20 protein-coding genes are annotated in these 23396 nt (G+C 56.4%); 6 read left to right on the forward strand and 14 right to left on the reverse strand.

Translation table 11 applies throughout. The annotated features are described in order from the left end of the window. Positions 1-58 precede the first annotated feature (58 nt). Positions 59-784, forward strand: a complete 726-nt coding sequence (locus Q9245_RS12320) for an ABC transporter substrate-binding protein (RefSeq protein ID WP_305897469.1) — start codon at positions 59-61, stop codon at positions 782-784. Between the two features lie 135 nt (positions 785-919). Continuing rightward, entirely contained in the window at positions 920-1543 is a 624-nt protein-coding gene (locus tag Q9245_RS12325) for a class I SAM-dependent methyltransferase (RefSeq protein ID WP_305897470.1), read from the forward strand. Between the two features lie 150 nt (positions 1544-1693). Here Q9245_RS12325 and Q9245_RS12330 read toward each other — a convergent pair whose 3' ends face one another. Further along, positions 1694-3001 carry a short-chain fatty acid transporter gene (locus tag Q9245_RS12330; RefSeq protein WP_305897471.1) on the reverse strand — a complete coding sequence of 436 codons (1308 nt, stop codon included), beginning with the start codon at positions 2999-3001 and terminating at the stop codon, positions 1694-1696. 107 nt (positions 3002-3108) lie between these two features. Next, positions 3109-3822 (reverse strand): SGNH/GDSL hydrolase family protein, encoded by a 714-nt coding sequence (locus Q9245_RS12335; RefSeq protein WP_305897472.1) that lies wholly within the window; start codon positions 3820-3822, stop codon positions 3109-3111. Between the two features lie 163 nt (positions 3823-3985). On the opposite strand from Q9245_RS12335, the gene Q9245_RS12340 reads away from it, so the two are divergent. Next, positions 3986-4894 carry a bestrophin family protein gene (locus Q9245_RS12340; RefSeq protein ID WP_305897473.1) on the forward strand — a complete coding sequence of 303 codons (909 nt, stop codon included), beginning with the start codon at positions 3986-3988 and terminating at the stop codon, positions 4892-4894. Between the two features lie 54 nt (positions 4895-4948). Here Q9245_RS12340 and Q9245_RS12345 read toward each other — a convergent pair whose 3' ends face one another. The 9 genes from Q9245_RS12345 to Q9245_RS12385 form a co-directional block, all read right to left on the reverse strand. Then, positions 4949-6631, reverse strand: a complete 1683-nt coding sequence (locus Q9245_RS12345; RefSeq protein WP_305897623.1) for an AMP-binding protein — start codon at positions 6629-6631, stop codon at positions 4949-4951. A gap of 57 nt (positions 6632-6688) precedes the next feature. Next, the gene (locus Q9245_RS12350; protein WP_305897474.1) at positions 6689-7267 is read right to left on the reverse strand and encodes a peroxidase-related enzyme; all 579 of its coding nucleotides are present in this window, start codon (positions 7265-7267) and stop codon (positions 6689-6691) included. Then, the gene (locus Q9245_RS12355; RefSeq protein ID WP_305897475.1) at positions 7264-8172 is read right to left on the reverse strand and encodes a hydroxymethylglutaryl-CoA lyase; all 909 of its coding nucleotides are present in this window, start codon (positions 8170-8172) and stop codon (positions 7264-7266) included. Before Q9245_RS12355 ends, Q9245_RS12350 begins: the two co-directional genes overlap by 4 nt. Continuing rightward, positions 8172-10160 carry an acetyl/propionyl/methylcrotonyl-CoA carboxylase subunit alpha gene (locus Q9245_RS12360; protein WP_305897476.1) on the reverse strand — a complete coding sequence of 663 codons (1989 nt, stop codon included), beginning with the start codon at positions 10158-10160 and terminating at the stop codon, positions 8172-8174. The genes Q9245_RS12355 and Q9245_RS12360 overlap by 1 nt, the downstream gene beginning before the upstream one ends. Then, the gene (locus tag Q9245_RS12365) at positions 10160-10966 is read right to left on the reverse strand and encodes an enoyl-CoA hydratase/isomerase family protein (RefSeq protein WP_305897477.1); all 807 of its coding nucleotides are present in this window, start codon (positions 10964-10966) and stop codon (positions 10160-10162) included. The genes Q9245_RS12360 and Q9245_RS12365 overlap by 1 nt, the downstream gene beginning before the upstream one ends. A 13-nt stretch (positions 10967-10979) precedes the next feature. After that, a complete protein-coding gene (locus tag Q9245_RS12370) occupies positions 10980-12587 on the reverse strand; it encodes a carboxyl transferase domain-containing protein (protein ID WP_305897478.1) in 1608 nt (535 codons plus the stop codon). A gap of 169 nt (positions 12588-12756) precedes the next feature. Further along, entirely contained in the window at positions 12757-13923 is a 1167-nt protein-coding gene (locus tag Q9245_RS12375; RefSeq protein ID WP_305897479.1) for an isovaleryl-CoA dehydrogenase, read from the reverse strand. Positions 13924-13959: 36 nt separating this feature from the next. Then, the gene (locus Q9245_RS12380; protein ID WP_305897480.1) at positions 13960-14412 is read right to left on the reverse strand and encodes a MerR family DNA-binding transcriptional regulator; all 453 of its coding nucleotides are present in this window, start codon (positions 14410-14412) and stop codon (positions 13960-13962) included. 171 nt (positions 14413-14583) lie between these two features. Further along, positions 14584-15483, reverse strand: a complete 900-nt coding sequence (locus Q9245_RS12385) for an AMP-binding protein (RefSeq protein ID WP_305897481.1) — start codon at positions 15481-15483, stop codon at positions 14584-14586. 309 nt (positions 15484-15792) lie between these two features. On the opposite strand from Q9245_RS12385, the gene Q9245_RS12390 reads away from it, so the two are divergent. From Q9245_RS12390 to Q9245_RS12400, 3 genes are all read left to right on the forward strand, one after another. Further along, on the forward strand, positions 15793-16554 hold the full coding sequence (locus tag Q9245_RS12390; RefSeq protein WP_305897482.1) for an SDR family NAD(P)-dependent oxidoreductase: 762 nt from the start codon (positions 15793-15795) through the stop codon (positions 16552-16554). Positions 16555-16577: 23 nt separating this feature from the next. Next, on the forward strand, positions 16578-17726 hold the full coding sequence (locus tag Q9245_RS12395; RefSeq protein ID WP_305897483.1) for an acyl-CoA dehydrogenase family protein: 1149 nt from the start codon (positions 16578-16580) through the stop codon (positions 17724-17726). A 409-nt stretch (positions 17727-18135) separates the two neighbouring features. Beyond that, on the forward strand, positions 18136-19314 hold the full coding sequence (locus Q9245_RS12400) for an acetyl-CoA C-acyltransferase (RefSeq protein WP_305897484.1): 1179 nt from the start codon (positions 18136-18138) through the stop codon (positions 19312-19314). A gap of 49 nt (positions 19315-19363) precedes the next feature. Here the strand turns inward: Q9245_RS12400 and ilvD are convergent, their stop codons facing one another. The 3 genes from ilvD to ilvG form a co-directional block, all read right to left on the reverse strand. Then, on the reverse strand, positions 19364-21040 hold the full coding sequence (ilvD, locus tag Q9245_RS12405; RefSeq protein ID WP_305897485.1) for a dihydroxy-acid dehydratase: 1677 nt from the start codon (positions 21038-21040) through the stop codon (positions 19364-19366). Between the two features lie 247 nt (positions 21041-21287). Continuing rightward, positions 21288-21566: an ACT domain-containing protein gene (locus Q9245_RS12410; RefSeq protein WP_305897486.1), complete on the reverse strand. Its 279-nt coding sequence runs from the start codon at positions 21564-21566 to the stop codon at positions 21288-21290. After that, on the reverse strand, positions 21563-23263 hold the full coding sequence (gene ilvG, locus Q9245_RS12415; protein WP_305897487.1) for an acetolactate synthase 2 catalytic subunit: 1701 nt from the start codon (positions 23261-23263) through the stop codon (positions 21563-21565). The genes Q9245_RS12410 and ilvG overlap by 4 nt, the downstream gene beginning before the upstream one ends. Positions 23264-23396: the final 133 nt, after the last annotated feature.

The following is a 23396-nucleotide window of genomic DNA, read 5'->3' on the forward strand; positions in this document are numbered from 1 at the left end:
CTGTTGGTGAACGTGCCTGCGCTGCATCATTGACGGGGGGCCAATGAGAATAGGCTTGATGATCATTTTAGCTTTGTGGACCCTTTCAGCAGCGTCCCAATCGCTACGGATTATGGGCGCAGACGATGGTTTTCTGCCGTTTTACTATGGTAAAGATCTAAACAAAGGCATTTTTGTTGAGGCGATGAACGAATTTGCCTCGAAGACGGGCATTTCGGCCGAATTTCGTGTGATGGCCCGTAAACGCCAAGCCTGGGCCTTGGAACAAGGGCTTGCCAATGCTGTTTTCGCTAACCCACGATGGATGCCAGCGCCCGAACGAATGCACGCCGTTGGGCCAGTGTTAACCTGGCGTGACCGTGTGTACGCGCAACCCGGCCTGCAGCCAAATTCATTCGATGATCTTCAGGGGCGCATTTGTCTGCGGAAATGGTTTGTCTACAGTGACCAACTAGACCGAAGGATCGGTACCGACCTGGTGCGCCTTAACGCAAACAATGTCCAGCATATGCTTCGCATGTTTCTGCTCAAACGTTGTGATTACGTTGTGATGAATGAAATGGAGTTCCGGTTTCTGGCGCTGCAGGGAAATTTCGATGAAACACTCTACACCACGGACTTGGTAGACGCTGAATGGCCGGTCTATCTTGGTATCCTGAAAACCGAAGCGGCTCTGATTGAAGCTGCTGAAGCTTTCTTCGCGAACCACAAGATCGACGTGGAGGCCATGTTGCCCACACTGCCACCGCCAGATCGGCCCATTTTGATTCAGTTGAACAAGTAGGGTAGTGAATGGATTTCATGTCGGTTGAACTTAACAATAGAGTAAAGCCGACTGAGGCAACGCAGACTAAGGAGGGTCATTTTGGAGTTAGCTAATGTTGTGCCGTGGGGGCGATCGCTAAAGGAATATAGGGCGATGTTTGAGCTATCGAATGATGACTTGAACACGAGAATTCTAGGTTGCGGCGATGGCCCGGCCAGCTTCAATGCTGAGGCGACAGCGCAAGGCTGCGAAGTCATCTCATGTGACCCGGTCTATCAATTCAAAGTTGAGGAAGTGCGTCGCCGAATCGACCAAGTGTACCCGGAAATCATGGCCAAGATGCAACAAGCCGAAGACGGATATATTTGGGACGAGCTCGATAGCGTTGAGCAGCTTGGCCAAGTTCGGATGAACGCTATGTCGAGGTTCCTGTCTGATTTTGATGATGGTTACCGACAAGGGCGTTACGTATCAGCGTCCTTGCCTACGCTGCCATTCGCGGACGCGGAGTTTGATCTGGCACTCTGCTCTCACTTTCTTTTTCTCTACAGTGACCATGTGGACGCGGAAACCCACCTCGCATCAATGCGGGAGTTGTGCAGAGTTGCCTCGGAGGTTCGCGTCTTTCCTGTTGCCTCGCTGGACGGAAAAGCCTCAAAGCACCTGGATTCCGTTATCTCGGCATTATCTGTAGATGGAGTTGCTGTTTCGTTGCAGCCTGTCAGCTATCGTTTTCAAAAAGGCGCCACTGAGATGTTGGTGGCAAAGTCTGCATAACAGCACCCGCGGCGAATTCTTACTACGGACCTATCGGGTATAAGCACAATGACCGTTGCTGGGTTCTGGAGCCGGGGATAAAGCCCGAGAAACGTTGAACCAACAAAAACCGGGAGCCACGGCTCCCGGTTTTTGTCTACGCAAGGCCTATCAGAGCCAAGTCAGACCGGCACTGATGATGACCCCGGTAATGATCAACAGCATCAGGCAGTAGCCCATGATGTCTTTGGCTTTTAGCCCGGCAATGGCCAGAACCGGCAGCGCCCAGAAGGGTTGCAGCAGGTTGGTCCAGGCATCACCCCAGGCTACGGCCATGGCGACTCTGGGAATCTCCACGCCGAGTTCCTGAGCAACTGGCAACATCACCGGCGCTTGCACGGCCCACTGGCCACCACCGGATGGTACGAAGATGTTCACCAGCCCCGCACTGATAAAGCTCCAGAACGGCAGGCTCTCTGCCGTTGCGAAGGAAACAAAGCCTGCAGAAATGCTGGCCGCCAGGCCGGATGCGGTCATCACACCCATGATGCCGGCATAGAAGGGGAACTGGATAACAATACCGGCTCCACCTTTAACACCTTCATTCAGGCTAGCCAGCAAGCGCTTTGGCGTTTGGTGCAGGATGATCGCAATGAACAGGAACATGAAGTTCACGATGTTCAGGTTCAGGCCGCCGTTATCCAGAAAATACTGAAAGATGAAGGCCAGGCCGCTGAAGCCGATTAACCACGCCAGTATCCGGCTGTTCTCCAGATGGTCGGCGGGGCGGTTAATGACCACCGCCGTATCGGGCTCGTCATCCAGCAGTTTGGGGTCCACATAAATGCTGTCGCTCTCTGCCGGCAGCATCAGGCGATTCACCAGCGGTACCACGATGAACAGCGCAACAACGATGGCCAAGTTGAAGAACGCGAAGATGGTTTCGCTGGTATCAATGATGCCGATCGCGCTTGCGCTGAAATGGCCATCAGTGGCGATGGTCAGAGGGATCGAGCCGGCCAGGCCACCGTGCCACACGATGAAGCCGGAGTAAGCACTGGCAACCAGCAGCGGGTAGTGAACCCGGATCTGGCGGGCCAGAGCCTTCGCGAACAGTGCGCCGACCACTAGGCCAAAACCCCAGTTAATCCAGCTTGCCACCAAAGCAACAAAGGTCACCAGAACGATGGCTTGCCCCGGGGTTTTTGCCAGACTGGCAATGCGATTCAGAATTCCGCGAACCAGAGGCGTACTGGCCATCATGAAGCCAGTGACCAGTACCAGCAGCATCTGCATGGAAAACGTCAGCAGGTTCCAGAAGCTGTTGCCCCACATTTCGACAACCGCCATGGGGCCATGGCCTTCGAAGAGGATGGCCGACACAAACGTGAGCAGGGTGAGGATAATCACGAACAGGTAAGGGTCTGGAAGATACCTCTCCACCAGACTTACCATGGGTTTTGATGCGCGCTCTAACATACTGTTCTCCATTGTTATTTTTTTAACTTGCCTATGTTAGCAAGCAACAAGGAGAGCGTATCGTCGACCAAAGGCCAATATCGGAATCGCTGATCTTAAAAGCGGGGCTAAACGCCCCAGTCGCGCGTCGCGAGAGCCTCTGCAATGAACTGATAACCCCGTTGGCTGGGATGGTAACCATCGCTGGCAAGCAGGGAAGGATCTTCGACGGTCGGGTAGTTCAGGTAGCGGAAATCGGCGGGCGTTTGTAGGGCAAGTTCTTGGTAAATTCTGTCTAGCTGTCGTGCTCTCCAGCCCATAACGTGTCGAAGCGGTGACGGCAGCGTGCTGAATTTCTCCATGGGTGGCACGCTGAGCAACGTGATCGGTGCCTGAGAGAGTGGCGCGATTGCGCTGCGTAATGTTTTTAGATGCTGCCGGAATTGCGCTCGAGTGGTGAAGCCGGTGGTATCGTTAACGCCCATACTCAACACGATCGAATCCGCGGGTGGCAGGTTTTCTGAGGCAAGGGTTTGCAGAAGATTGCCGAGGCGAATACCGTTCACGCCGAAGGTTTGCCAGCCAATCGTTTTGCCTGTGCGCTGGTTAAGCCGGAGGGCCAACTGGCTGGCAAGGCCATCGCTGTGGGTGGCAACCCCAACTCCGGCAGCCGTTGATTCACCAATTACCAGCAAGCGAAACTCGGGCGTCCCTTCGCCATACTGGCCGCTCTTTGCTCCGCTTGCTTCTGGCAACCTGGGGGTGACTCGCTGGGCTCGTTTGCCTTGATACAGCAATATCGGAGACAGCAGGGCGGTGGTCAGCCAGAACGGTGCGTGCATGTGGAGTCCTTCTAAACGATGGGAGGAATCATCATAGCGCGAAGCCTGTCGTGAGGGGATAGTCGTTGCCCATACTTGTGAAAGGCTTTGCTGCTGTCGTCGGCGATGTGGTGTAATTCTGGCCTTATCGATAGGGTCTCGGCCCGTATTGGAGACTTGCTGAATGATTGTACGTAATCGCCCGGGCGCCCTCCGATTAATGCTGGCGTGGAAGGGCTCAGTGGTACCTCATATCCTTCCTCACATTCTGCTGGCAGGGCTGTTTGCGGCCGGGGTTACCTGGGTGTCTCGTCATCATTATCTGGATGGCATTGTGGACTACAGCCTTCTGCCGTTCACCATCATGGGCATCGCGCTGTCTATCTTTTTAAGTGTGCGCAACACTGCAACGTACGACCGTTGGTGGGAAGCCCGTAAGCATTGGGGGCATATGGTTTACGAGATTCGTAGTCTGGCGAGGGTCGGCGGTATTTACCTGAACCCGGAAAGGCGCAGAGAACTGCTGATGCGAAGCCTGGCGCACACGCATTTACTGCGAGGGCAACTGCGAAGTGAAGACGTTCGTTTGGAATTACCCTCGTCACTGTCAAAGGAATTAGTAGACGCGGCATTGCGTACGCAGAATCCAGCGGCTTTCATGCTGCAGAAGGCGGGAGAGGTTGTGGCGGAGGCGCTGCAAGCGGGAGATCTGGATTCGATCGGCGCTGCGGCCATAGACCGGCACCTGCATGAGTTGGCGGGTATTCAGGCGGCTTCGGAACGGATTGCTCATACGCCTTTACCGTTCGCCTATACCTTGTTGGCTCACCGCACGGCTTACGTGTATTGCTACATGCTGCCGTTTGGCTTGGTGGGAGTTGCCGGTTGGTTTACGCCGGTGTTCACCGCGATTGTGGCGTATACGTTCTTTGGGTTGGACCGCCTGTCAGAGCAGTTGGAGTTTCCGTTTGGCCGCCACGCGAACGACTTGCCATTGGATGCCATTTGCCGGATACATGAAATCAGCATTGCCGAAGCGCTCGGTGAACCGTCACCCGAGCCGCTGCAGCCGGTCGAGTTTCAGCTGCAATAAAAAAGGCCCCCGGACATTCCGGAGGCCTTTGATTTTCATCAGGGAGTGGGCGGACTATTTTTTCAGCCCCAACTCTTCGATCGACACTTCCCGCATTTTGAATTTCTGGATTTTCCCGGTGACCGTCATCGGGAATTCATCCACAAACTTGTAGTTGCGTGGAATCTTGAAGTGCGCGATTTTGCCCTTGCAGAAGGCCTGGAGGTCGTCGGCACTGACCGGTTCGGCATCGGGCCGGAACTTCACCCAAGCGATCAGCTCTTCACCGTACTTGTCATCGGGAATGCCGGTAACCTGGACTTCCTCGATGGCAGGATGGGTGTAGAAGAACTCTTCGATTTCCTTCGGGTAAATGTTTTCACCGCCTCGAATCACCATGTCCTTGATGCGGCCGACAATCTGAACGTAGCCTTCGTCGTCCATGGTGGCCAAATCGCCGGTGTGCATCCAGCCGTTTTCGTCGATGGCCTCGCGGGTTTTCTCTTCGTTGTTCCAGTACTTCAGCATGACGCTGTAGCCGCGGGTACACAGTTCACCGATTTCGCCCCGCGGTACGACATGACCGTTGCCCGGATCGACAATTTTGGTTTCCAGGTGAGGCTGAGTACGGCCTACCGTCGTGACCTGCTTTTCGAACGGGTCGAGGGAGCTGGTCTGCGTGGACACCGGGCTGGTTTCTGTCATGCCGTAGGCAATCTGAACTTCTTTCATGTTCATTTTGCCGTTGACCTTCTTCATCACCTCGGCCGGGCAGATGGACCCGGCCATAATGCCGGTGCGCAGCGTGGACAGGTCGTAGCTGTCGAAATCCGGCTCTGCCAGCTCGGCGATGAACATGGTGGGCACACCGTAGAGTGCGGTGGCTTTTTCCTGATGTACCGCTTGCAGGACGGTCTTGGGGTCGAATCCTTCGCCCGGGTAAATCATGGCGCTGCCGTGGGTGATGCAGCCAAGGTTGCCCATGACCATGCCGAAGCAGTGATACAGAGGCACCGGGATCACCAAGCGGTCTTTCTCGGTCAGGCGCTGGCTTTCACCCACGAAGTAGCCGTTGTTCAGAATGTTGTGGTGGGTGAGGGTGGCACCTTTGGGATTGCCGGTGGTGCCGGAGGTGAACTGGATGTTGATGGGGTCATCGAACTGAAGTTGGTTCTGGCGCTTTTCCAGGTCTGCTGCCGATGCCTGGCCCGCAAAGCCGAGAAATTCCTGCCAAGTCCACATGCCGGTCTGTTTGTCGTCGTGAACGTTGATCACGGCCCTTAGATCCGGCACGTCTTTGGCGTTCAGTTTGCCGGGTTCGCTTTGCTTCAGTTCCGGCGCCAGCTGATACAGCATTTCCCGGTAATTGGATGTTTTAAAGCTATCCGCGGTCACCAGCACGCTGATGCCGGCTAGATTCAGGGCATACTGCAGTTCATGCACCCCGTACGAGGGGTTGATGTTGACCAGAATCGCGCCCACTTTGGCGGTGGCGAATTGGGTGACGGTCCACTCATAACGGTTGGGTGACCAGATACCAACCCGGTCGCCTTTTTGCACGCCAATGGCAAGGAAGGCGCGGGCGGCTTCGTTTACCTTGTCGACAAATTCTTGATAGGTCCAGCGAATGTCCTGATGCAGGCACACCAAGGCTTCGTTGTTTGGATACTGTTGGGCGGTTCGGTCCAGCATGTCGCCGATGGTCATGCCCAGAAGGGGCTTTTCGGCGACGCCGCTGGTGTAACTTGGAAGAGTCATGCTCATCTCACTGCCTCCATTGTTTTTGTAGTCGAGGGCTGGCAAGTTGCGTGCTTGCTAGCGGCTCTGGCTGTGATATTCAGGGTTGGGCTGCATATCGCTGGCGATCGCAACCCGGTTAGACATGTTGTAGAAACCCACCAGATTGCTAAGGTCCCAAATGGCACGATCGCTGAAACCGGCATCTCGCAGTGCTTGAATTTCCTGCTCAGCAACTGTGGCTGGTGAGCGGGTGAGATGGGACGCGAAATCGAGCATCGCTCGCTGCCGCGGGTCCAGTTTGGCACTGCGGTAGTTCATAACCAGATGCTCGCCGAGTGTTGGGTCACCGCTGAGTACGCGCACCGCGGCACCGTGGGCGACCAAGCAGTAAAAGCATTTGTTTTCGGAAGAGACCACAACCGCGACCATTTCCCGCTCCAGCTTGGAGAGTTCGCCTTCGCCCAACATTAATTCGTTGTACAGGCGGGTGAAACCTTCTAATTGGGGCAAGTTTTGACTGTAGGCGGTCAGCACGTTGGGAACCATGCCCAGCTTTTCCTGGCAGATTTCAAAGTACTTTTTGGTATCTTCGGGCAGATCGCTGATCTCGGGGATCGGCAGGTCCAGAGCAACCACATTGTTATTTTGGTTCATTGGCAGTGTCCTCCTAATGCCTGACCGACTTTCGAGCCGTTATGGCGGTTTAGTTGCTGGCTGATCCAGTCTCCGGTGGCAACCAGTTTGTTCAGGTCAACGCCGGTATCTATGCCCAATCCGTTCAGAAGATATAGCACGTCTTCGGTAGCGACGTTGCCGGATGCGCCTTTGGCGTAGGGGCAGCCGCCTAACCCTGCAACCGAAGAATCGATCACGCTGACGCCTTCTTCGAGCACGGCGTAAAGATTGGCCAGTGCCTGTCCGTAGGTGTCGTGGAAGTGAGCCGCCAGCTTGTCCATTGGGACGACAGCTGCGACCGCTTCCAGCATGCGTTTGGCTTTCAGCGGTGTGCCGACACCGATGGTGTCACCCAATGAAATCTCGTGGCAGCCCATGTCGTACAGTGCTTTGGCCACGGTGGCGACTTTTTCGGGCGCAATGTCGCCTTCGTATGGGCAGCCCATAACCGTTGATACATAGCCGCGTACAGGGATGCCGTGTTTGCGGGCTTCTTCAACAACCGGGGCAAACCGTTCCAGACTTTCGGCAATGCTGCAGTTGATGTTCTTTTGGGTGAACGACTCTGAAGCGGCACCGAATACCGCCACTTCATCGGCCTTTGCAGCCAGTGCGCCTTCGAACCCTTTCAGGTTCGGGGTGAGGGCCGAGTAACGAACGCCGTTTTTGCGGTTGATGAGTGCCATAACGTCGGCCGCATCCGCCATTTGCGGCACCCATTTGGGTGACACAAAGCTGGCGGCTTCAATGTGGGTTAAGCCGCAGTCGGCCAAGCGGTCAATCAACCCTGTTTTGATGGCGGTGGCAATCACCTCGCCGGGTTCGTTCTGAAGACCGTCCCGGGGGCTCATTTCCACCAGCCGCACCTGTGTCGGGAAGGCCATTACTCTGCCTCCCCGGTGTCGATGGCAATCAACTCCGCACCCTCGGCAACCTGATCCCCTTCGGCGTAGAAAATGTCGCTCACCACGCCATCGGCCGGTGCTTTAATGGCGTGCTCCATTTTCATGGCTTCCATGATCACCAGGCTTTGCCCCGCGGTTACCTTGTCGCCGACTTTGGCTTGCACGGCCACAATGGCGCCGTTCATGGGGGCGGCCAGACTGCCTTCGCCAGCTACGTCTTCAAGGCCGTAAGACTCTTGATAAACGGTGCATTTGAAGGTGTCACCCTCGTAAAACAGCACCAGTTCGTGGTTGTGCAGGTTGCCATGCACACTTAGCCGGTGGCCGTTGAGGACTGCTTGCAGGTAGTCTTCATCCAGACGGGCGTTCAAGTGATAGACGCTATCATCGACGAGTACCTGATAACGGTCGTCCCGCTCCAGAATTTTCAGCTCGTGAATGTCATTGCCCACCTGCAGGGACAGAGGTTGGGCGAACTCTGAGTTCATGCGCCAGCTGTTCTTGCGGCCAAACGGCGACCAGGGGTCAGCGGTGACCGGTTCGACGGATTTCCGGTGTTCCAGAATGAAGCCGGCTGCCAGCACCAATGCCTTGTCCAGATCCAGCTTGGGCTTCGGAAACAGCAACGACTCGTGTGTGGCAATAAAATTGGTGGTCAGATCAGCCTGACGGAAAGGCTGGCTGTCCACGGTTGCGTGCAGAAACCGGATGTTGGTTTTCAAACCGGCAATGCGGTAATGCTCCAGCGCCTGGACCATGCGGTTGACCGCCTGATCCCGGGTTTCGTCCCAAACGATCAGCTTGGCGATCATCGGGTCGTAATGGATGCTGATCTCGTCGCCTTCGGTTACGCCGGTATCCACGCGCACGTGAGCGGATTCGGCCGGGGTACTCAGGTAGCGAAGCGTGCCTGTAGCGGGCAGGAAGTCCTGATCCGGATCTTCGGCATAGATACGCGCTTCAATGGCGTGGCCGCGGGTTTTTACCTGTTCCTGAACCAAGGGCAGGGCGTCGCCCCAGGCTACTTTTAGCTGCCATTCCACCAGATCTTGCCCGGTGACCATTTCAGTGACCGGGTGCTCTACCTGCAGGCGGGTGTTCATTTCCATGAAGAAGAACGAACCGTCCACGTCGTACAGAAATTCGACGGTGCCCGCACCCACATAGTTGATAGCTTGGGCGGCCCGCACGGCAGCGTCACCCATGGCTTTTCGGGTTTCTTCGCTCAGGCCTGGGGCCGGGGCTTCTTCCAGTACTTTCTGGTGCCGGCGCTGTACGGAGCAATCCCGCTCTGCCAGATAAATGCCGTTACCGTGCTGGTCGCAGAACACCTGAATCTCGACGTGCCGAGGCTGGGTCAGGTAGCGTTCGATCAGCATGTCGGGGTTGCCGAAGGCGTTCTTGGCCTCACGCTTGGCAGCCGCCAGAGCGTCGTCAAACTCACCCATGTTTTCGACCACTCGCATGCCTTTACCGCCACCACCCGCGACGGCTTTCAGCAGCAACGGGAAGCCGCACTTTTCGGCTTCTTCTCGCAGCAGCTCCGGGGTTTGGTCGCTGCCGTGATAACCCGGCACCAGCGGCACACCGGCTTTTTCCATGATCGCCTTGGCAGCTGACTTGGAGCCCATGGCGGCAATGGCGGAAGACGGAGGGCCAATGAAGGCAATGCCGTTGGCTTCGCAGGCTTCGGCGAAATCGGTGTTCTCAGACAAGAAACCATAGCCCGGATGGACCGCCTGCGCGCCGCTTTCTTTAGCGACCTCGATGATCTTGTCGGCTTTCAGATAACTCTCGGAACTGGCGGCGGGGCCAATCAAAAAGGCTTCGTCTGCCATGGCAACGTGCCGTGCATGGGCATCCGCTTCGGAATACACAGCCACACATCGGATGCCCATGCGGTGGGCGGTTTGGATAATCCGGCAGGCGATTTCGCCCCGGTTGGCAATCAGGATCTTGTTAAACATTATTGTGTCTCCGGAATCCAACTGGCCTTTCGTTTGTTCAGGAAGGCGCTGAGCCCTTCCTGACCTTCTTCACCCACGCGGATATCGGCGATGCGCTGTGCGGTGTCGTCGATCAATTCTGCGGTGATGGGCTTGTGGCTAACGGCAAAGACCAGGTCCTTGGCGGCTTTCATGGCTTCGGGGCCGTTATTGGCCATGTGTTTCAGTAGTTCGGTGCACCGGGTCTGCAGGGCTTGTTCGTCGTCGCAAACAATGTGTACCAGCCCGAACTGTTGTGCTTCGCTCGCGCTGAACACTTCGGCCGACAGGAAATAACGCCGTGCATGTCGCTCGCCAATCGCCCGCACTACGTATGGGCTGATGGCGGCGGGGATAAGGCCGAGTTTGACTTCGCTCAGGCAGAAGCTGGCGGACTGGGTGGCCAGCACAATATCGCAACAGGCTGCGAGGCCTACCGCACCGCCGAAGGCTGCGCCTTGCACCAGACCGATCACCGGCTTGGACAAGTGGTTAAGCGTGTTCATCAGCCGAGCCAGTTCCCGGGAGTCGTCCAGGTTTTCCTGACGGGTGTTGTCGGCCATGCGGCGCATCCAGCCTAAATCCGCGCCGGCGGAGAAGTGTTTGCCTTCGGAACGCAGGATGACAATCTGGGTTTCCGGATCGCGGTCAACGTATTCAAAAGCGTGGATGAGCTGTTGAATGATGGCATCGTCGAACGCATTGCGTTTGTCCGGTCGGTTGAGCACGATTTCGGAGATACCGTTATCCCGCTGGTGCATCAGAACCGCTGAGTGTTGTTGTGACATGTCGGCGCTCCTTTTACATGCGGAACACGCCAAAGCGCGTGGGCTTGGCGGGTCGGTTGAGGGTGGCTGACAGGCTCAGGGCGACCACTTCGCGTGTCTGGGCCGGGTCGATGACGCCGTCATCCCACAGGCGCGCACTGGCGTAGTAGGGGTGGCCTTGGTGCTCGTAGGTTTCGGTGATCGGCTTTTTGAATTCGGCTTCTTCTTGGGCGCTCCAGCTCTGGCCTTTGCGCTCCATGCCTTCTCTACGAACCTGGGCCAGTACACCAGCGGCCTGTTCACCGCCCATCACGGAGATACGGGCGTTGGGCCACATCCACAGGAAGTCCGGGCTGTAGGCTCGGCCACACATGCCGTAGTTGCCGGCACCGTAGCTGCCACCGATCAGGACGGTGATTTTGGGTACGTTGGCGCAGGCCACGGCCATCACCATTTTGGCGCCGTGTTTGGCAATGCCTTCGGCTTCGTGTTTTTGCCCGACCATAAAGCCGGTGATGTTTTGCAGGAACAGCAGCGGAATATTGCGCTGGCAGCAGAGCTCGACGAAGTGGGCGCCTTTTTGAGCGGATTCGCTGAACAGGATGCCGTTGTTGGCGATGATGCCTACAGGGTAGCCATGTATGTGAGCAAAGCCGGTGACTAGGGTGGAACCGTAGTAGCGTTTGAATTCGTCGAATTCTGAGCCGTCTACGATGCGGGAGATCACGTCTCGTACGTCAAACTGTTTGCGCAAATCGGTGCCGACGATGCCGTATATTTCGTTTTGGTCGTACAGCGGTGCTTTGGGCTTTTGCACCTCAACCGGCACAGGCTTGCGGCGGTTCAGGTTAGCAACGCAGCGGCGCGCGATTTCCAGTGCGTGGGCATCGTTTTCCGCGTAGTGGTCGGCAACACCGGAGATTTTGCAGTGGACGTCGGCTCCGCCGAGGTCTTCGGCGCTGACGACTTCACCGGTGGCAGCTTTCACCAGTGGTGGGCCGGCCAGAAAGATGGTGCCTTGATTGCGTACGATGATGGATTCGTCGGCCATGGCGGGCACGTAGGCGCCGCCTGCGGTGCACAGGCCCATAACAACGGCAATCTGGGGAATGTCGTCGGCGGACATTCTGGCCTGGTTGTAGAAGATGCGGCCGAAATGGTCGCGGTCCGGGAAGACTTCGTCTTGCCTTGGCAGGTTGGCGCCGCCGGAATCTACCAGGTAGATGCAGGGCAGGCGGTTTTCCATGGCGATTTCTTGTGCCCGCAGGTGTTTTTTGACGGTTAGCGGGTAGTAGCTGCCGCCTTTGACGGTGGCGTCGTTGGCGATGATCATGCATTCGGTGCCGGATACGCGTCCGATGCCTGCAACAACGCCTGCGGCGGGGACTTCTTCGTCGTAGACGTTGTAGGCGGCGAACTGGCCGATTTCGAGGAAGGGCGAGCCGTCGTCCAGTAGGCGGTTAATGCGCTCGCGGGGCAGGAGTTTGCCTCGGTCTGTGTGGCGTTTTTGGTAATCTGGCCCGCCGCCCTGGTGGATTTTATCGACTTTGTTCCGGAGGTCGGCGACAGCTTGTTGCATAGCCTCTTGATTGGCCAGGAATTCGTCCGATCTTGGATTTATTTTGTTTTGGAGAATTGTCATTTGTCGTGGTCCCTCGCGTTGGGGGCGCAGGGCTGGAGGGGCGGCGTTCCGAAAACCGCTACAAGCACGTCCGTGTGCGCTTCTCTTCGGCCATCCATGGCCTACGACATTTTCGGAACGCCGCCCCTCCAGCCCCTTGTCGTACATTGGGAGCTGGAGTCTTTGGGTTTTACTTGTTCAGGAACAGCTCTCTGCCGATTAGCATGCGGCGGATTTCAGACGTACCCGCTCCGATTTCGTACAGCTTGGCATCCCGCAGCAGTCGGCCAGTGGGGTATTCGTTGATGTAGCCGTTGCCGCCGAGCAGCTGGATGGAATCCAGTGCCAGTTTCGTGGCCATCTCGGCGGAGTAGAGGATGGCGCCGGCGGCGTCTTTGCGGGTGGTTTCACCGCGGTCGGCGGACATGGCGACCATGTAGACGTAAGATTTTGCGCTGTTCATCCAGGTGTACATGTCGGCCACTTTGCCCTGTACCAGTTCGAACTCGCCGATGGCCTGGCCGAACTGTTTGCGCTCGCGGATGTAAGGCACGGTTACGTCCATGGCCGCTTGCATGATGCCCAGCGGGCCGCCCGATAGCACGAGGCGTTCGTAGTCGAGGCCGCTCATCAGTACTTTGGCGCCGTTGCCGACACCGCCGAGTACGTTTTCTTTCGGAACTTTGCAGTCCTGGAACACCAGTTCACAGGTGTTGGAACCACGCATGCCGAGTTTGTCGAGTTTTTGATGGCGGCTAAAGCCAGGGTAGTCGCGTTCTACGATGAAGGCGGTTACGCCTTTGGAGCCGCCCTTCGGATCGGTTTTGGCGTAGATAACGTAGGTGCTTGCGTCCGGGCCGTTGGTGATCCACATTTTGTTGCCGTTGAGGACGTAGTGGTTGCCTTCGTCCCGGGCGTGGAGTTTCATTGAGATTACGTCGGAGCCGGCGTTGGGTTCAGACATGGCGAGGGCACCGACGTGTTCGCCGCTGACGAGTTTGGGCAGGTATTTCTGTTTTTGTTCTTCGGTGCCGTTACGGTGAATCTGGTTCACGCACAAGTTGGAGTGGGCACCGTAGGACAAGCCCACAGAGGCGGACGCACGGCTGATTTCTTCCATGGCGATCACGTGCGCCAGGTAGCCCATGTCGGACCCGCCGTATTCTTCTTTGACGGTAATACCCAGCAAGCCCATGTCGCCCATTTTCCGCCACAGATCCATGGGGAATTCGTTGTTGCGGTCGATTTCTTCGGCTCGTGGAGCAATTTCCGCAGCAGCGAAGCCGTTGATCTGTTCGCGCAGCATGTCGAGGGTTTCGCCAAGGCCGAAATTAAGCTCTGAGTATTGTGATTTCATGGTCGGCTACCTTTTTGTTTTGATATTGGGTTTCGGTTATCTGCCGCTATCGGCGGCAGCATCCTCAAGTACTTGTTCGCCCTGATCGTGGGCTTCTTTCTTTTTCTTGACGTCTGCAAGCGCCTCTCGGCACCTGGCTTCCGCGTTGTCTATTTCCATTTCGGCCATGGCGAGGTCGGCTTTTTGTTGCTCCAGATGTGCTCGCCGATCGGCCAGGATTTCCAGCATTTTCAGTAGCTGCTTCTCGTTGCCAGTGAGGGTTTCGTCCCAGAGGTCAAACAGCTCTTTGGTCTGGCCCAGAGAAAACCCCATGCGTTTGCCGCGTAGAATCAGCTTTAAGCGGACCCTGTCTTTGGTACTGAAGATACGGGTCTGGCCGCGCCGCGAAGGCTTCAGCAGGCCTTGGTCTTCATAGAAGCGGATGCTCCGGGTTGTGATGTCGAACTCTTGAGAGAGCTCGCTGATGCTGAAGGTTCGTTTGTCGCTCATGGTCATTCTCGTGAGATTTTTTCTTAGGTTAGTTGAAGTTTACGTTAACGTAAAGTGTGTTCTCGGGCTAAAGCTGGATTTAAGAGATAAGCCATTGATTGGTTTGGATTGTACTTGGTTTGGGTGGGCGAGGAGAGGAGATGGCACCCGTTGCCGGGTGCCAAGTGTGATTCAGGCTTCGCTGGATGGGTTCAGAAACTGCTCTCTCAATTTGCGCTTAAGCAGTTTACCCGCGCTGTTTTTGGGTAACTCGTCCACAAAATGTATGTGTTTGGGGATTTTGAATCCGGCCAGTTGGGTTTTGGCATGCGCCAGAAGTGAGTCGGCATCTCGAGGGGCGCCGTCCCGAAGCACCGTGATGGCACAGATGGCTTCGATCCACTTCTCGTCGGGCACGCCAATAACTGCTACTTCCGCCACAGACGGGTGTTGGTAAAGGGCTTCCTCAACGTCCCGGCTGGCCACCAGGACACCGCCGGTGTTCACCACATCTTTGATGCGATCGACGATGTAGAGGTAGCCGGCGTCGTCTTGGTAGCCGAGGTCGCCCGAGTGGAACCAGCCATCTTTAAATGCTTCTGCAGTGGCTTCGGGTTTATCCCAGTAACCGATCATCAGTTGGGGGGATCGATGCACAATTTCGCCTTGCTCCCCGGGCTGGCACTCCCGCCCTGTTACCGGATCCACGATGCGGGTCCGGACGGTTTGCAGGGGGCGCCCGGCAGAGGTGGGGCGATCTGCGTGTTCATGAGGTAGCAGGACGGTTGCCAATGGTGCGATTTCACTCTGACCGTAGCAATTATAAAGCCCCGCCTTAGGCAATTGTTCCGCGAGGTCGCGGACGATTTTCTCCGGCATGATGGATGCGCCGTAGTAGATCTTGTACAGGTGCTGGAGTTTTGCTGAGTCAAAAAGTGGAGACTGCAGCAACGCAATCCAGACGGTCGGTGGCGCGAAGGAGGCGTTCAGCTGCTCGTTGATCAGCATGGACACAATGGCGTCTGGTGTCGGGGTGTCGATCAGCCGCGTGTAACCGCCGGTCAGGAGCATGGGCATCATGAACACATGCATTTGTGCTGAATGGTAAAGCGGTAAAGCCGCGAGGCAGCGATCACTCCATGGTCGTCGGTTTGGCTGCCGTTGGTCCGGCTGTTTACGGAGTCATCCATGTTCCACCTCTTTTGTTTATTGTTGTTTCTGCGAGAAAAGTCATTCCAGCTCCTTACGTTATTGGTTGTGTTAGGACTAAAGCGGGAGTTGTTTCCGGCGCTGGATTCGGGTTAATGTTTACGTTAACGTAAACTTAAAAGCAAGCGTGCCCCGAGCGTTTCAATGCACAGGGCGCAACGTGACTAAACAAAATAAACAGGAAAGCAGGTTATGGAATTCAAAAACGTTCCGGCAATCGTGACCGGCGGAGCCTCCGGCTTGGGTGAGGGCGCGGCTCGCGCACTGGCAGCGGCGGGCTGCAAAGTGGCCATTCTGGATGTGAACAAAGAGCAGGGTGAAAAAGTGGCTGCCGAGATTGGTGGGATCTTTCTGCACTGCGATGTTTCCTCCTCGGATAGTGCTGAAGCGGCCGTCAACGCGGCCCGTGAAGCCCATGGCCCCTGCGGTGTTGCGATCAGCTGTGCCGGTATTGGCCCCGCTGAAAAAATTCTGGGCCGCGAAGGCGTGATGCCGCTGGAAAACTTTAATCGGGTAATCCAGGTGAACCTGATCGGCACCTTCAACATTCTTCGGTTGGCCGCAGCCGATATGGCGCAGCGCGAGCCTAACGCCGATGGCGAGCGCGGGGTGATCATCAATACCGCGTCGGTTGCTGCATATGAAGGACAGATTGGCCAGGCGGCCTACAGCGCATCCAAAGGTGGCGTGGTGGCGTTGACGCTGCAATCCGCTCGCGAACTGGCGCGGGAAGGTGTCCGGGTGAACACCATTGCACCGGGCTTGTTCATGACACCCATGCTGGCGGGCATGCCGCAGGAAGTTCAGGACAGCCTCGCGGCAACGCTGCCGTTCCCGAAACGTCTGGGCAAGCCCGAAGAGTTCGGCATGATGGTCGATCAAATGGTACGAAACCCGTTGCTGAACGGTGAAGTTGTTCGGTTGGACTGCGCTTTGCGTATGGCGCCGCGATAAAACAATAACCACAGGTGACAAGTATGACGAACCCTGTTGATCAAGAAGAGCTGAACCTGTTCCGGGACTCGGTGATCAAAGCGCTGGAAACCGAAGTTGCGCCGCATTACGAAGCTTGGGAAAAGAATGGCATTGTGCCGCGGGAGTTGTGGAACACCTTGGGCCAAGCCGGCATGTTGTGTGTTGATGTGCCCGAAGACTGTGGCGGTTGCGGTGCGCCTTTTCAATATTCCGTGGTCGTCGGCGAAGAGCTGGCTCGGTTGGGCTTTGGTGCGCTTTCCACCAACGTGATGGTGCATTCCGACATCGTAGCGCCGTACCTTTCTCACATCGGCAACGACGAGCAAAAGCAGCAGTGGCTACCCAAGATGGTGTCCGGTGAAGCTGTGGGTGCCATCGCCATGACCGAACCCGGCGCAGGCAGCGACTTGCAGGCGATTCGCACCAGTGCGGCCAAAGAGGGCGACGAGTACGTGCTGAACGGCTCCAAGACCTTCATCACCAATGGCCAACACGCCGACATGGTGATCGTTGCTGCGAAAACCGATCCCAGCGCCGGTGCCAAGGGTATTAGCCTGTTTCTGGTCGATACCGCGTTACCGGGATTCAGCCGTGGCCAGAACATCGACAAGATCGGCCAACATTCGGGCGACACGTCCGAGCTGTTCTTCTCGGATATGCGCATTCCCGCTTCCGCTTTGCTAGGTGAGGAAGGCAAGGGGTTTGCCTACCTGATGCGTGAATTGCCCCGTGAGCGCCTGGTAATCGGTGCATTGGGTGTTGCCGCTGCTCGCGGTTCGTTGGATATGACCATCCAATACACTCAGGAACGGGAGCTGTTCGGCCAGAAGCTGAGCCAGCTTCAGAACACCCGTTTCGAAATTGCCCGGATGGAAACCGATTATCGCATCAACAAGGCCTTCGTGGATCAGTGCATTCGCCAGTACGAGGCCGGCGAGCTGGATGCGCCTACTGCTTCCATGGCGAAGTACAGCGCTACGGAAATGCAGTGTCGCGTGGCAGACGGCTGTTTGCAGCTGTTTGGCGGTTACGGTTACACCACTGAGTATCCGATTTCGCGGAACTTTATTGATGCGCGGGTGCAGCGTATTTATGGCGGCACATCTGAGGTAATGAAAGAGATTATTGCCCGTTCGGTGCTGGGGCGCTGAGGGCGTTCTGTTGGTTGGGTTTGGGCTCCTAGCCTTTGAGGTGTGCGGGCGGGTACGCGGGGTATGGGGTGTTTTTCTTCTGGGAAAAATAACTCGCTTCGCTCAGACATCTTTTTCCCTGCCAGAAAAGCACCCCACACCCCCCCTACCGACGGGCAGCACAGGAATAGTAAATTTTCCGGTGAACCCGCCAATGCCCGTCGGCGCGGGGTGGTCTTTTCATTTTTTGCCAGAAAATGATGTCTGAGCGAAGCGAGTTCTTTTTCAAAAAAAATGAAAAGGCCAGCGCGCAAGCCCGCCCGCACAACAGGAAGTCTGGGAGCGGAAATCGGGCCTGACGAACAATGAATGAGCTATTGATCAGGTTTTGTTAGCCGAATTTTATTCATTACTAAGGAGAACAACACTCATGAACAACGATGTCGTAATAGCAGGCTCGGCTCGAACACCGATGGGCGGCATGATGGGCTCTTTGAGCTCAGTACGTTCCCCTGAACTGGGCGCTATCTCCATCAAGGCGGCCATTGAACGGTCCGGATTGCAGCCGGCCGATATTCAGGAAGTGATCATGGGGTGCGTGCTGCCGGGTGGGTTGGGGCAGGCTCCTGCGCGCCAGGCTTCTCGTGCTTCTGGCATTCCGGATAGCTCGGGCTGCACCACCATCAACAAAATGTGCGGCTCAGGTATGCAGGCCGTGATCATGGCTCACGACCAAATCAAAGCCGGCACCAACAACTTCATGATTGCTGGCGGCATGGAGAACATGAGCCAGGCACCATACCTGTTGCCCAAAGCCCGCGCAGGTATGCGCATGGGGCATGGTCAGGTGATGGACAGCATGTTCCTGGATGGTCTGGAAGACGCCTATGAAGGTGGTCTGATGGGCGTATTCGCCCAGCGCACGGCCGATAAGTTCAACATCACTCGCGAAAACATGGACGCGTTTGCGATCGGGTCACTGCAGAAAGCGTTGGCCGCAATTGAGAATGGCTGGTTCCGCGATGAGATTACGTCGGTTACTGTCTCTGGCCGCGGCGGTGATACCGAAGTGGATACGGATGAACAGCCCGGTAATGCCAAGCCGGAGAAAATTCCCCATCTGAAGCCTGCGTTTGCCAAAGATGGCTCGGTAACGGCAGCGAATTCCAGTTCTATCAGTGACGGTGCGTCTGCGTTGGTGCTGGCTTCGTCGGCTGAAGCCGAGGCACGTGGCCTGACACCTCAAGCCCGGATTGTCGCCCATGCAACCCATGCGCGGTTGCCCGCTGAATTTACCTTGGCGCCGATTGGTTCTATCGAAAAGGTGCTGGCGAAAGCAGGCTGGAGCGTAGACGACGTTGATCTATTTGAAATCAACGAAGCCTTTGCGGTGGTTACGCTGGCGGCGATCAACGAGCTGAATCTGCCGGCCGAAAAGGTCAACGTTCACGGCGGCGCTTGTGCACTGGGGCATCCGATTGGGTCTTCCGGTTCCCGCATTCTGATCACCTTGATCAATGCACTGAAACAGCGTGGCCTCAAGCGTGGTGTGGCATCACTGTGTATTGGTGGTGGCGAAGGAACGGCCGTAGCGGTTGAGCTGATTTAAAGAAGAGTGGCCGGACGCAGGACACGTCCGGCCATTTAGCCGTGCAGGGTTACGGCAGGTCAGTGACTGCGCCGGTAGACGCTGAACTCACCGTCCGGGCGTATTTCGCCAACACACCGCGAGTGACTCTGGGCTCTGGCGCCTTCCAGGCCTTGCGCCGTTTCTCCATTTCTTCTTCAGGGATCTCCAGAACAATGGAGTTGTTTACCGCATCAATGGTGATGGTGTCGCCTTCCTCCACCAATGCGATTGGGCCACCGACCGCGGCTTCCGGAGTGATGTGCCCGACCACGAAACCGTGGCTACCACCTGAAAAGCGACCATCGGTAATCAACGCCACATCACTGCCCAAACCGCGGCCCATAATGGCCGAAGTGGGGCTTAGCATTTCACGCATACCCGGGCCGCCTTTGGGGCCTTCGTAACGGATAACCAGCACATCCCCGGCAACGACGCTGCCATCCAGAATGCGTTCTTGGGCTTCCTCTTCGGAATGAAACACCCGCGCCCGGCCTGAGAAGTGCGTGCCTTCTTTACCGGTGATTTTCGCCACCGAGCCTTCCGGTGCCAGGTTGCCATACAAAATGCGCAGATGGCTGTCGGCTTTCACCGGATTCTCGAAGGCCCGGATAATCTGCTGATCTTCGGGGTAAGGTGTGACGCTTGCCAGGTTCTCCGCCAGTGTTTTCCCCGTCACCGTCATGCAATCGCCGTGCAGCATACCGCGATCCAACAGCATCTTCATGAGCGGCTGAATACCGCCAATGGCCACCAGCTCAGACATCATGTAATGGCCTGACGGGCGCAGATCAGCGAGCACAGGAACGTTTTTGCCGATCCGGACAAAGTCATCCAAAGACAACTCAACACCCACCGTACTCGCCATACCTAATAAGTGCAGCACGGCATTGGTGGAGCCGCCCAAAGTAATCACCACGGTGATGGCGTTCTCAAAGGCTTCGCGCGTCATGATGTCCGACGGTTTGATGTCTGCGTCCAGCAGTTTCAAAACCGCTTCGCCGGCCGCTTCACAGTCAGCCAGTTTGTTGTTGGACACTGCGTTTTGGGCCGAGCTGCCTGGCAAACTCATCCCCATGGCCTCAATTGCCGAGGCCATGGTATTCGCGGTGTACATACCGCCACAGGACCCGGCCCCGGGAATCGCCGTTTCCTCGATCTGCTTCACCTCAATCAGATCCATCTTGCCCTGAGCGTGTGCACCCACCGCTTCAAAAACAGAAATAATGTCGGTGTGATTCTCGCCCGGCTGAATCGTCCCGCCATAGACAAACACCGACGGCCGGTTCAATCGCGCCAGCCCCATTAAACAGCCGGGCATGTTTTTGTCACACCCGCCAATGGCCACCAGCCCGTCAAAACCTTCACAACCGGCCACCGTCTCAATGGAATCTGCAATCACCTCCCGGGAAACCAGAGAATACTTCATACCCTCCGTCCCGTTGGCGATCCCGTCTGACACCGTGATGGTATTAAAAATCAAACTCTTACCACCGGCCTGATCCGCCCCCTTGGCAGCCTCACGGGCCAGCCCGTCAATGTGCATATTACAAGGCGTAAGATTGCTCCAGGTAGAAGCAATCCCGATCTGAGGCTTCCGAAAATCCGCATCCTCAAACCCCACAGCCCGCAACATAGCCCGGCTGGCAGACTTATTGATGCCATCTACCACCGGTGCAGAATAGCGACGACGTTTATCCGTAGCCATGAACCCCATCCTTATAAGTTAGAAATCGAAAACGGTAGACACCAGAGAACACCACATAGCAACCAAGTGCAACCGTCCACCACGGCCTATCCCCAAAAGGTCCGCCGGTAGCGGGGGGCGGAGTCATTTTCTGACAGGGAAAAAGATGTCTGAGCGAAGCGAGTTATTTTTCCCAGAAGAAAATGACTCCGCACCCCGCAAACCCGCCCCCAAAACCAACAGGCTAGGGAGGCGAAAACACCCAACCTCAACCCAAAGCCGACCGAACCGCACTCAGCGGCTGAACCAAAATCTCCTCAACCGTATGCAACTTCTCCAACTGAGCCCGAAGCATAGCAATCGGCCGGGAACCCTCCAGCGTCAACGCAATCTCCAAATGCTCATTGCCAGAGTTCATCGACATCTGAGAAATCCGAAACCCACGCACCCGAACCACCTGACACAACCGCTCAAGCGCCGCCGCCTCCGACTGCATACGACAATTCAAGTGATAACTGGGTGTAGAACACTCTGCTTGCGGACTCATGCTACCTGCTCCTTATTAGATGCGCTGGTGCGCCGGGTTTCATCAATCATCTCTTTGTTGCTGCCGCCGGGTTTCACAATCGGCCAAACGTTCTCCTCACGGCTGATGGCAACGTGCAATAACATCGGCCCGTCATAAGCCAGAATGGCTTCAATACCGCGGCGAATCTGATCTGTGCGCTCAATGTGCAGCGCCGGAATATCAAAAGCCCGGGCCATCGCTACGAAATCCGGGTTGTCATCCAAATTAATGTGACTCTCACGGTTGCTGTAGAACAGCTCCTGCTGCTGGCGAACCATGCCCAAACACTGGTTATCGAGAATGATCAGCTTCAAAGGCAAGTTGTACCGGCGGATGGTGGCCAGCTCCTGCGCGTTCATCATAAACGAGCCATCACCGGTCACATTGATCACGGTGCTGTTGCGATCAGCAAACTGCGCACCGATGGCTGCTGGCAAACCAAAGCCCATAGTGCCTAAACCACCGCTGGTCAGATGATGGCGCGGATGGTCGAACTCGTAATGCTGAGCTACCCACATTTGGTGCTGACCAACGTCGCAGGCAATCACGGCGTTGTCGGGTGCGATTTTTGAAAGCTGGCGAACAAACGCCGGGCCTGAAATCGGTGCCAGAGACTCTTCGTTGTCTGCAGCCTGAAAGCCGCCGGTGGTGTGCCAGGTTTTACATTGCTTCTGCCAGTCGGAGATCGACAGAGGTTCTGAATTCAATTCTTTGGTGCATGCTTCGAGGATCTGATTCAGATCGCCGCGCAACGCGAGATCCGCAGGGCGAAGCTTGTTGATTTCGGCGGCATCAGCATCGATATGAATCATCCGGGCGTTAGGCGCGAAACCGTCCAGCTTGCCGGTAGCCCGATCATCCAGACGAGCGCCGATCACGAACAGCAAATCGCACTCATCCACCGCTTTGTTCGCCGCACGAGAGCCGTGCATACCCAGCATGCCCAAGTTATGAGGATTGCCTTTGCCTGGGTTGCCAATGCCCTTCAGGGTAACAACCGAAGGCATGCCGGAGGCCTGAGCAAATTGACGGAAGCTGTCCTCCGCCTGCGCCAAGGACACCCCGCCGCCACTGTAAAGCAGGGGGCGCTTCGCAGATCGCAGCATGGCCAACGCTTCGGCGACATCCGGACAGTGGCTTTTGGGTGCATTTGTTTTCGTTGCAACAGGAGTAGCAACGTCGGCGAGCAGAATGTTCTTTGGAATATCAATCCACACCGGCCCCGGCCGGCCACTTTGGGCCAGGGTGATGGCCTCTTCCATAATGGCCGGCAGAGCTTCTGCATCGTCCACCAGGTAACTGTGCTTAACGATGCCCAGGGTCATGCCGAGAATGTCGGTTTCCTGAAACGCATCGGTGCCAATCAAGGGCGAGGGTACCTGGCCACTGATGACCAGCATCGGAATGGAATCCATATAGGCATTGGCAACGCCGGTAATCAGATTGGTGGCGCCGGGGCCCGAGGTGGCAATGCAAACGCCAATGTCGCCGCTGGCACGGGCAAACCCATCGGCGGCCAAGGCGCAGGCCTGTTCATGGCGGCACAGCACATGCTCCACGCCAACATCGTCTACCAGCGCGTCGTAGAGCGGCATAATGCAGCCGCCCGGATAACCGAAAACGGTATGGATGCTGTGGCGGTGAAACGCGTCAAGAATGTGCTGTGCGCCGTTCATGGTCGTTATTTCCCTTTTCTTTTGCCGCATAAAAAGAAACCCCCGGGACCTTTCGGTGCCGGGGGTTTCTGGTGTCTGTGTCAGGTTGTCGCTATTTCACCTGCTTGTCCACGCAAAAGCCCCCGGACGGTAC

It is taken from the genome of Marinobacter sp. MDS2, assembly GCF_030718085.1.
GTDB lineage: Bacteria > Pseudomonadota > Gammaproteobacteria > Pseudomonadales > Oleiphilaceae > Marinobacter.

Excerpts from the sequence above, each read along its gene's own strand:
- Q9245_RS12400 (WP_305897484.1), top strand. The coding sequence starts at position 18,136 with ATGAACAACGATGTCGTAATAGCAGGCTCGGCTCGAACACCGATGGGC.
- Q9245_RS12395 (WP_305897483.1), top strand. The coding sequence starts at position 16,578 with ATGACGAACCCTGTTGATCAAGAAGAGCTGAACCTGTTCCGGGACTCG.
- Q9245_RS12410 (WP_305897486.1), bottom strand. The coding sequence starts at position 21,566 with ATGAGTCCGCAAGCAGAGTGTTCTACACCCAGTTATCACTTGAATTGT.
- Q9245_RS12380 (WP_305897480.1), bottom strand. The coding sequence starts at position 14,412 with ATGAGCGACAAACGAACCTTCAGCATCAGCGAGCTCTCTCAAGAGTTC.
- Q9245_RS12370 (WP_305897478.1), bottom strand. The coding sequence starts at position 12,587 with ATGACAATTCTCCAAAACAAAATAAATCCAAGATCGGACGAATTCCTG.
- Q9245_RS12340 (WP_305897473.1), top strand. The coding sequence starts at position 3,986 with ATGATTGTACGTAATCGCCCGGGCGCCCTCCGATTAATGCTGGCGTGG.
- Q9245_RS12360 (WP_305897476.1), bottom strand. The coding sequence starts at position 10,160 with ATGTTTAACAAGATCCTGATTGCCAACCGGGGCGAAATCGCCTGCCGG.
- ilvD (WP_305897485.1), bottom strand. The coding sequence starts at position 21,040 with ATGGCTACGGATAAACGTCGTCGCTATTCTGCACCGGTGGTAGATGGC.
- Q9245_RS12345 (WP_305897623.1), bottom strand. The coding sequence starts at position 6,631 with ATGACTCTTCCAAGTTACACCAGCGGCGTCGCCGAAAAGCCCCTTCTG.
- Q9245_RS12330 (WP_305897471.1), bottom strand. The coding sequence starts at position 3,001 with ATGTTAGAGCGCGCATCAAAACCCATGGTAAGTCTGGTGGAGAGGTAT.
- Q9245_RS12365 (WP_305897477.1), bottom strand. The coding sequence starts at position 10,966 with ATGTCACAACAACACTCAGCGGTTCTGATGCACCAGCGGGATAACGGT.
- Q9245_RS12325 (WP_305897470.1), top strand. The coding sequence starts at position 920 with ATGTTTGAGCTATCGAATGATGACTTGAACACGAGAATTCTAGGTTGC.
- Q9245_RS12375 (WP_305897479.1), bottom strand. The coding sequence starts at position 13,923 with ATGAAATCACAATACTCAGAGCTTAATTTCGGCCTTGGCGAAACCCTC.
- Q9245_RS12350 (WP_305897474.1), bottom strand. The coding sequence starts at position 7,267 with ATGAACCAAAATAACAATGTGGTTGCTCTGGACCTGCCGATCCCCGAG.
- Q9245_RS12385 (WP_305897481.1), bottom strand. The coding sequence starts at position 15,483 with ATGCATGTGTTCATGATGCCCATGCTCCTGACCGGCGGTTACACGCGG.
- Q9245_RS12320 (WP_305897469.1), top strand. The coding sequence starts at position 59 with ATGATCATTTTAGCTTTGTGGACCCTTTCAGCAGCGTCCCAATCGCTA.
- Q9245_RS12390 (WP_305897482.1), top strand. The coding sequence starts at position 15,793 with ATGGAATTCAAAAACGTTCCGGCAATCGTGACCGGCGGAGCCTCCGGC.
- Q9245_RS12355 (WP_305897475.1), bottom strand. The coding sequence starts at position 8,172 with ATGGCCTTCCCGACACAGGTGCGGCTGGTGGAAATGAGCCCCCGGGAC.
- Q9245_RS12335 (WP_305897472.1), bottom strand. The coding sequence starts at position 3,822 with ATGCACGCACCGTTCTGGCTGACCACCGCCCTGCTGTCTCCGATATTG.
- ilvG (WP_305897487.1), bottom strand. The coding sequence starts at position 23,263 with ATGAACGGCGCACAGCACATTCTTGACGCGTTTCACCGCCACAGCATC.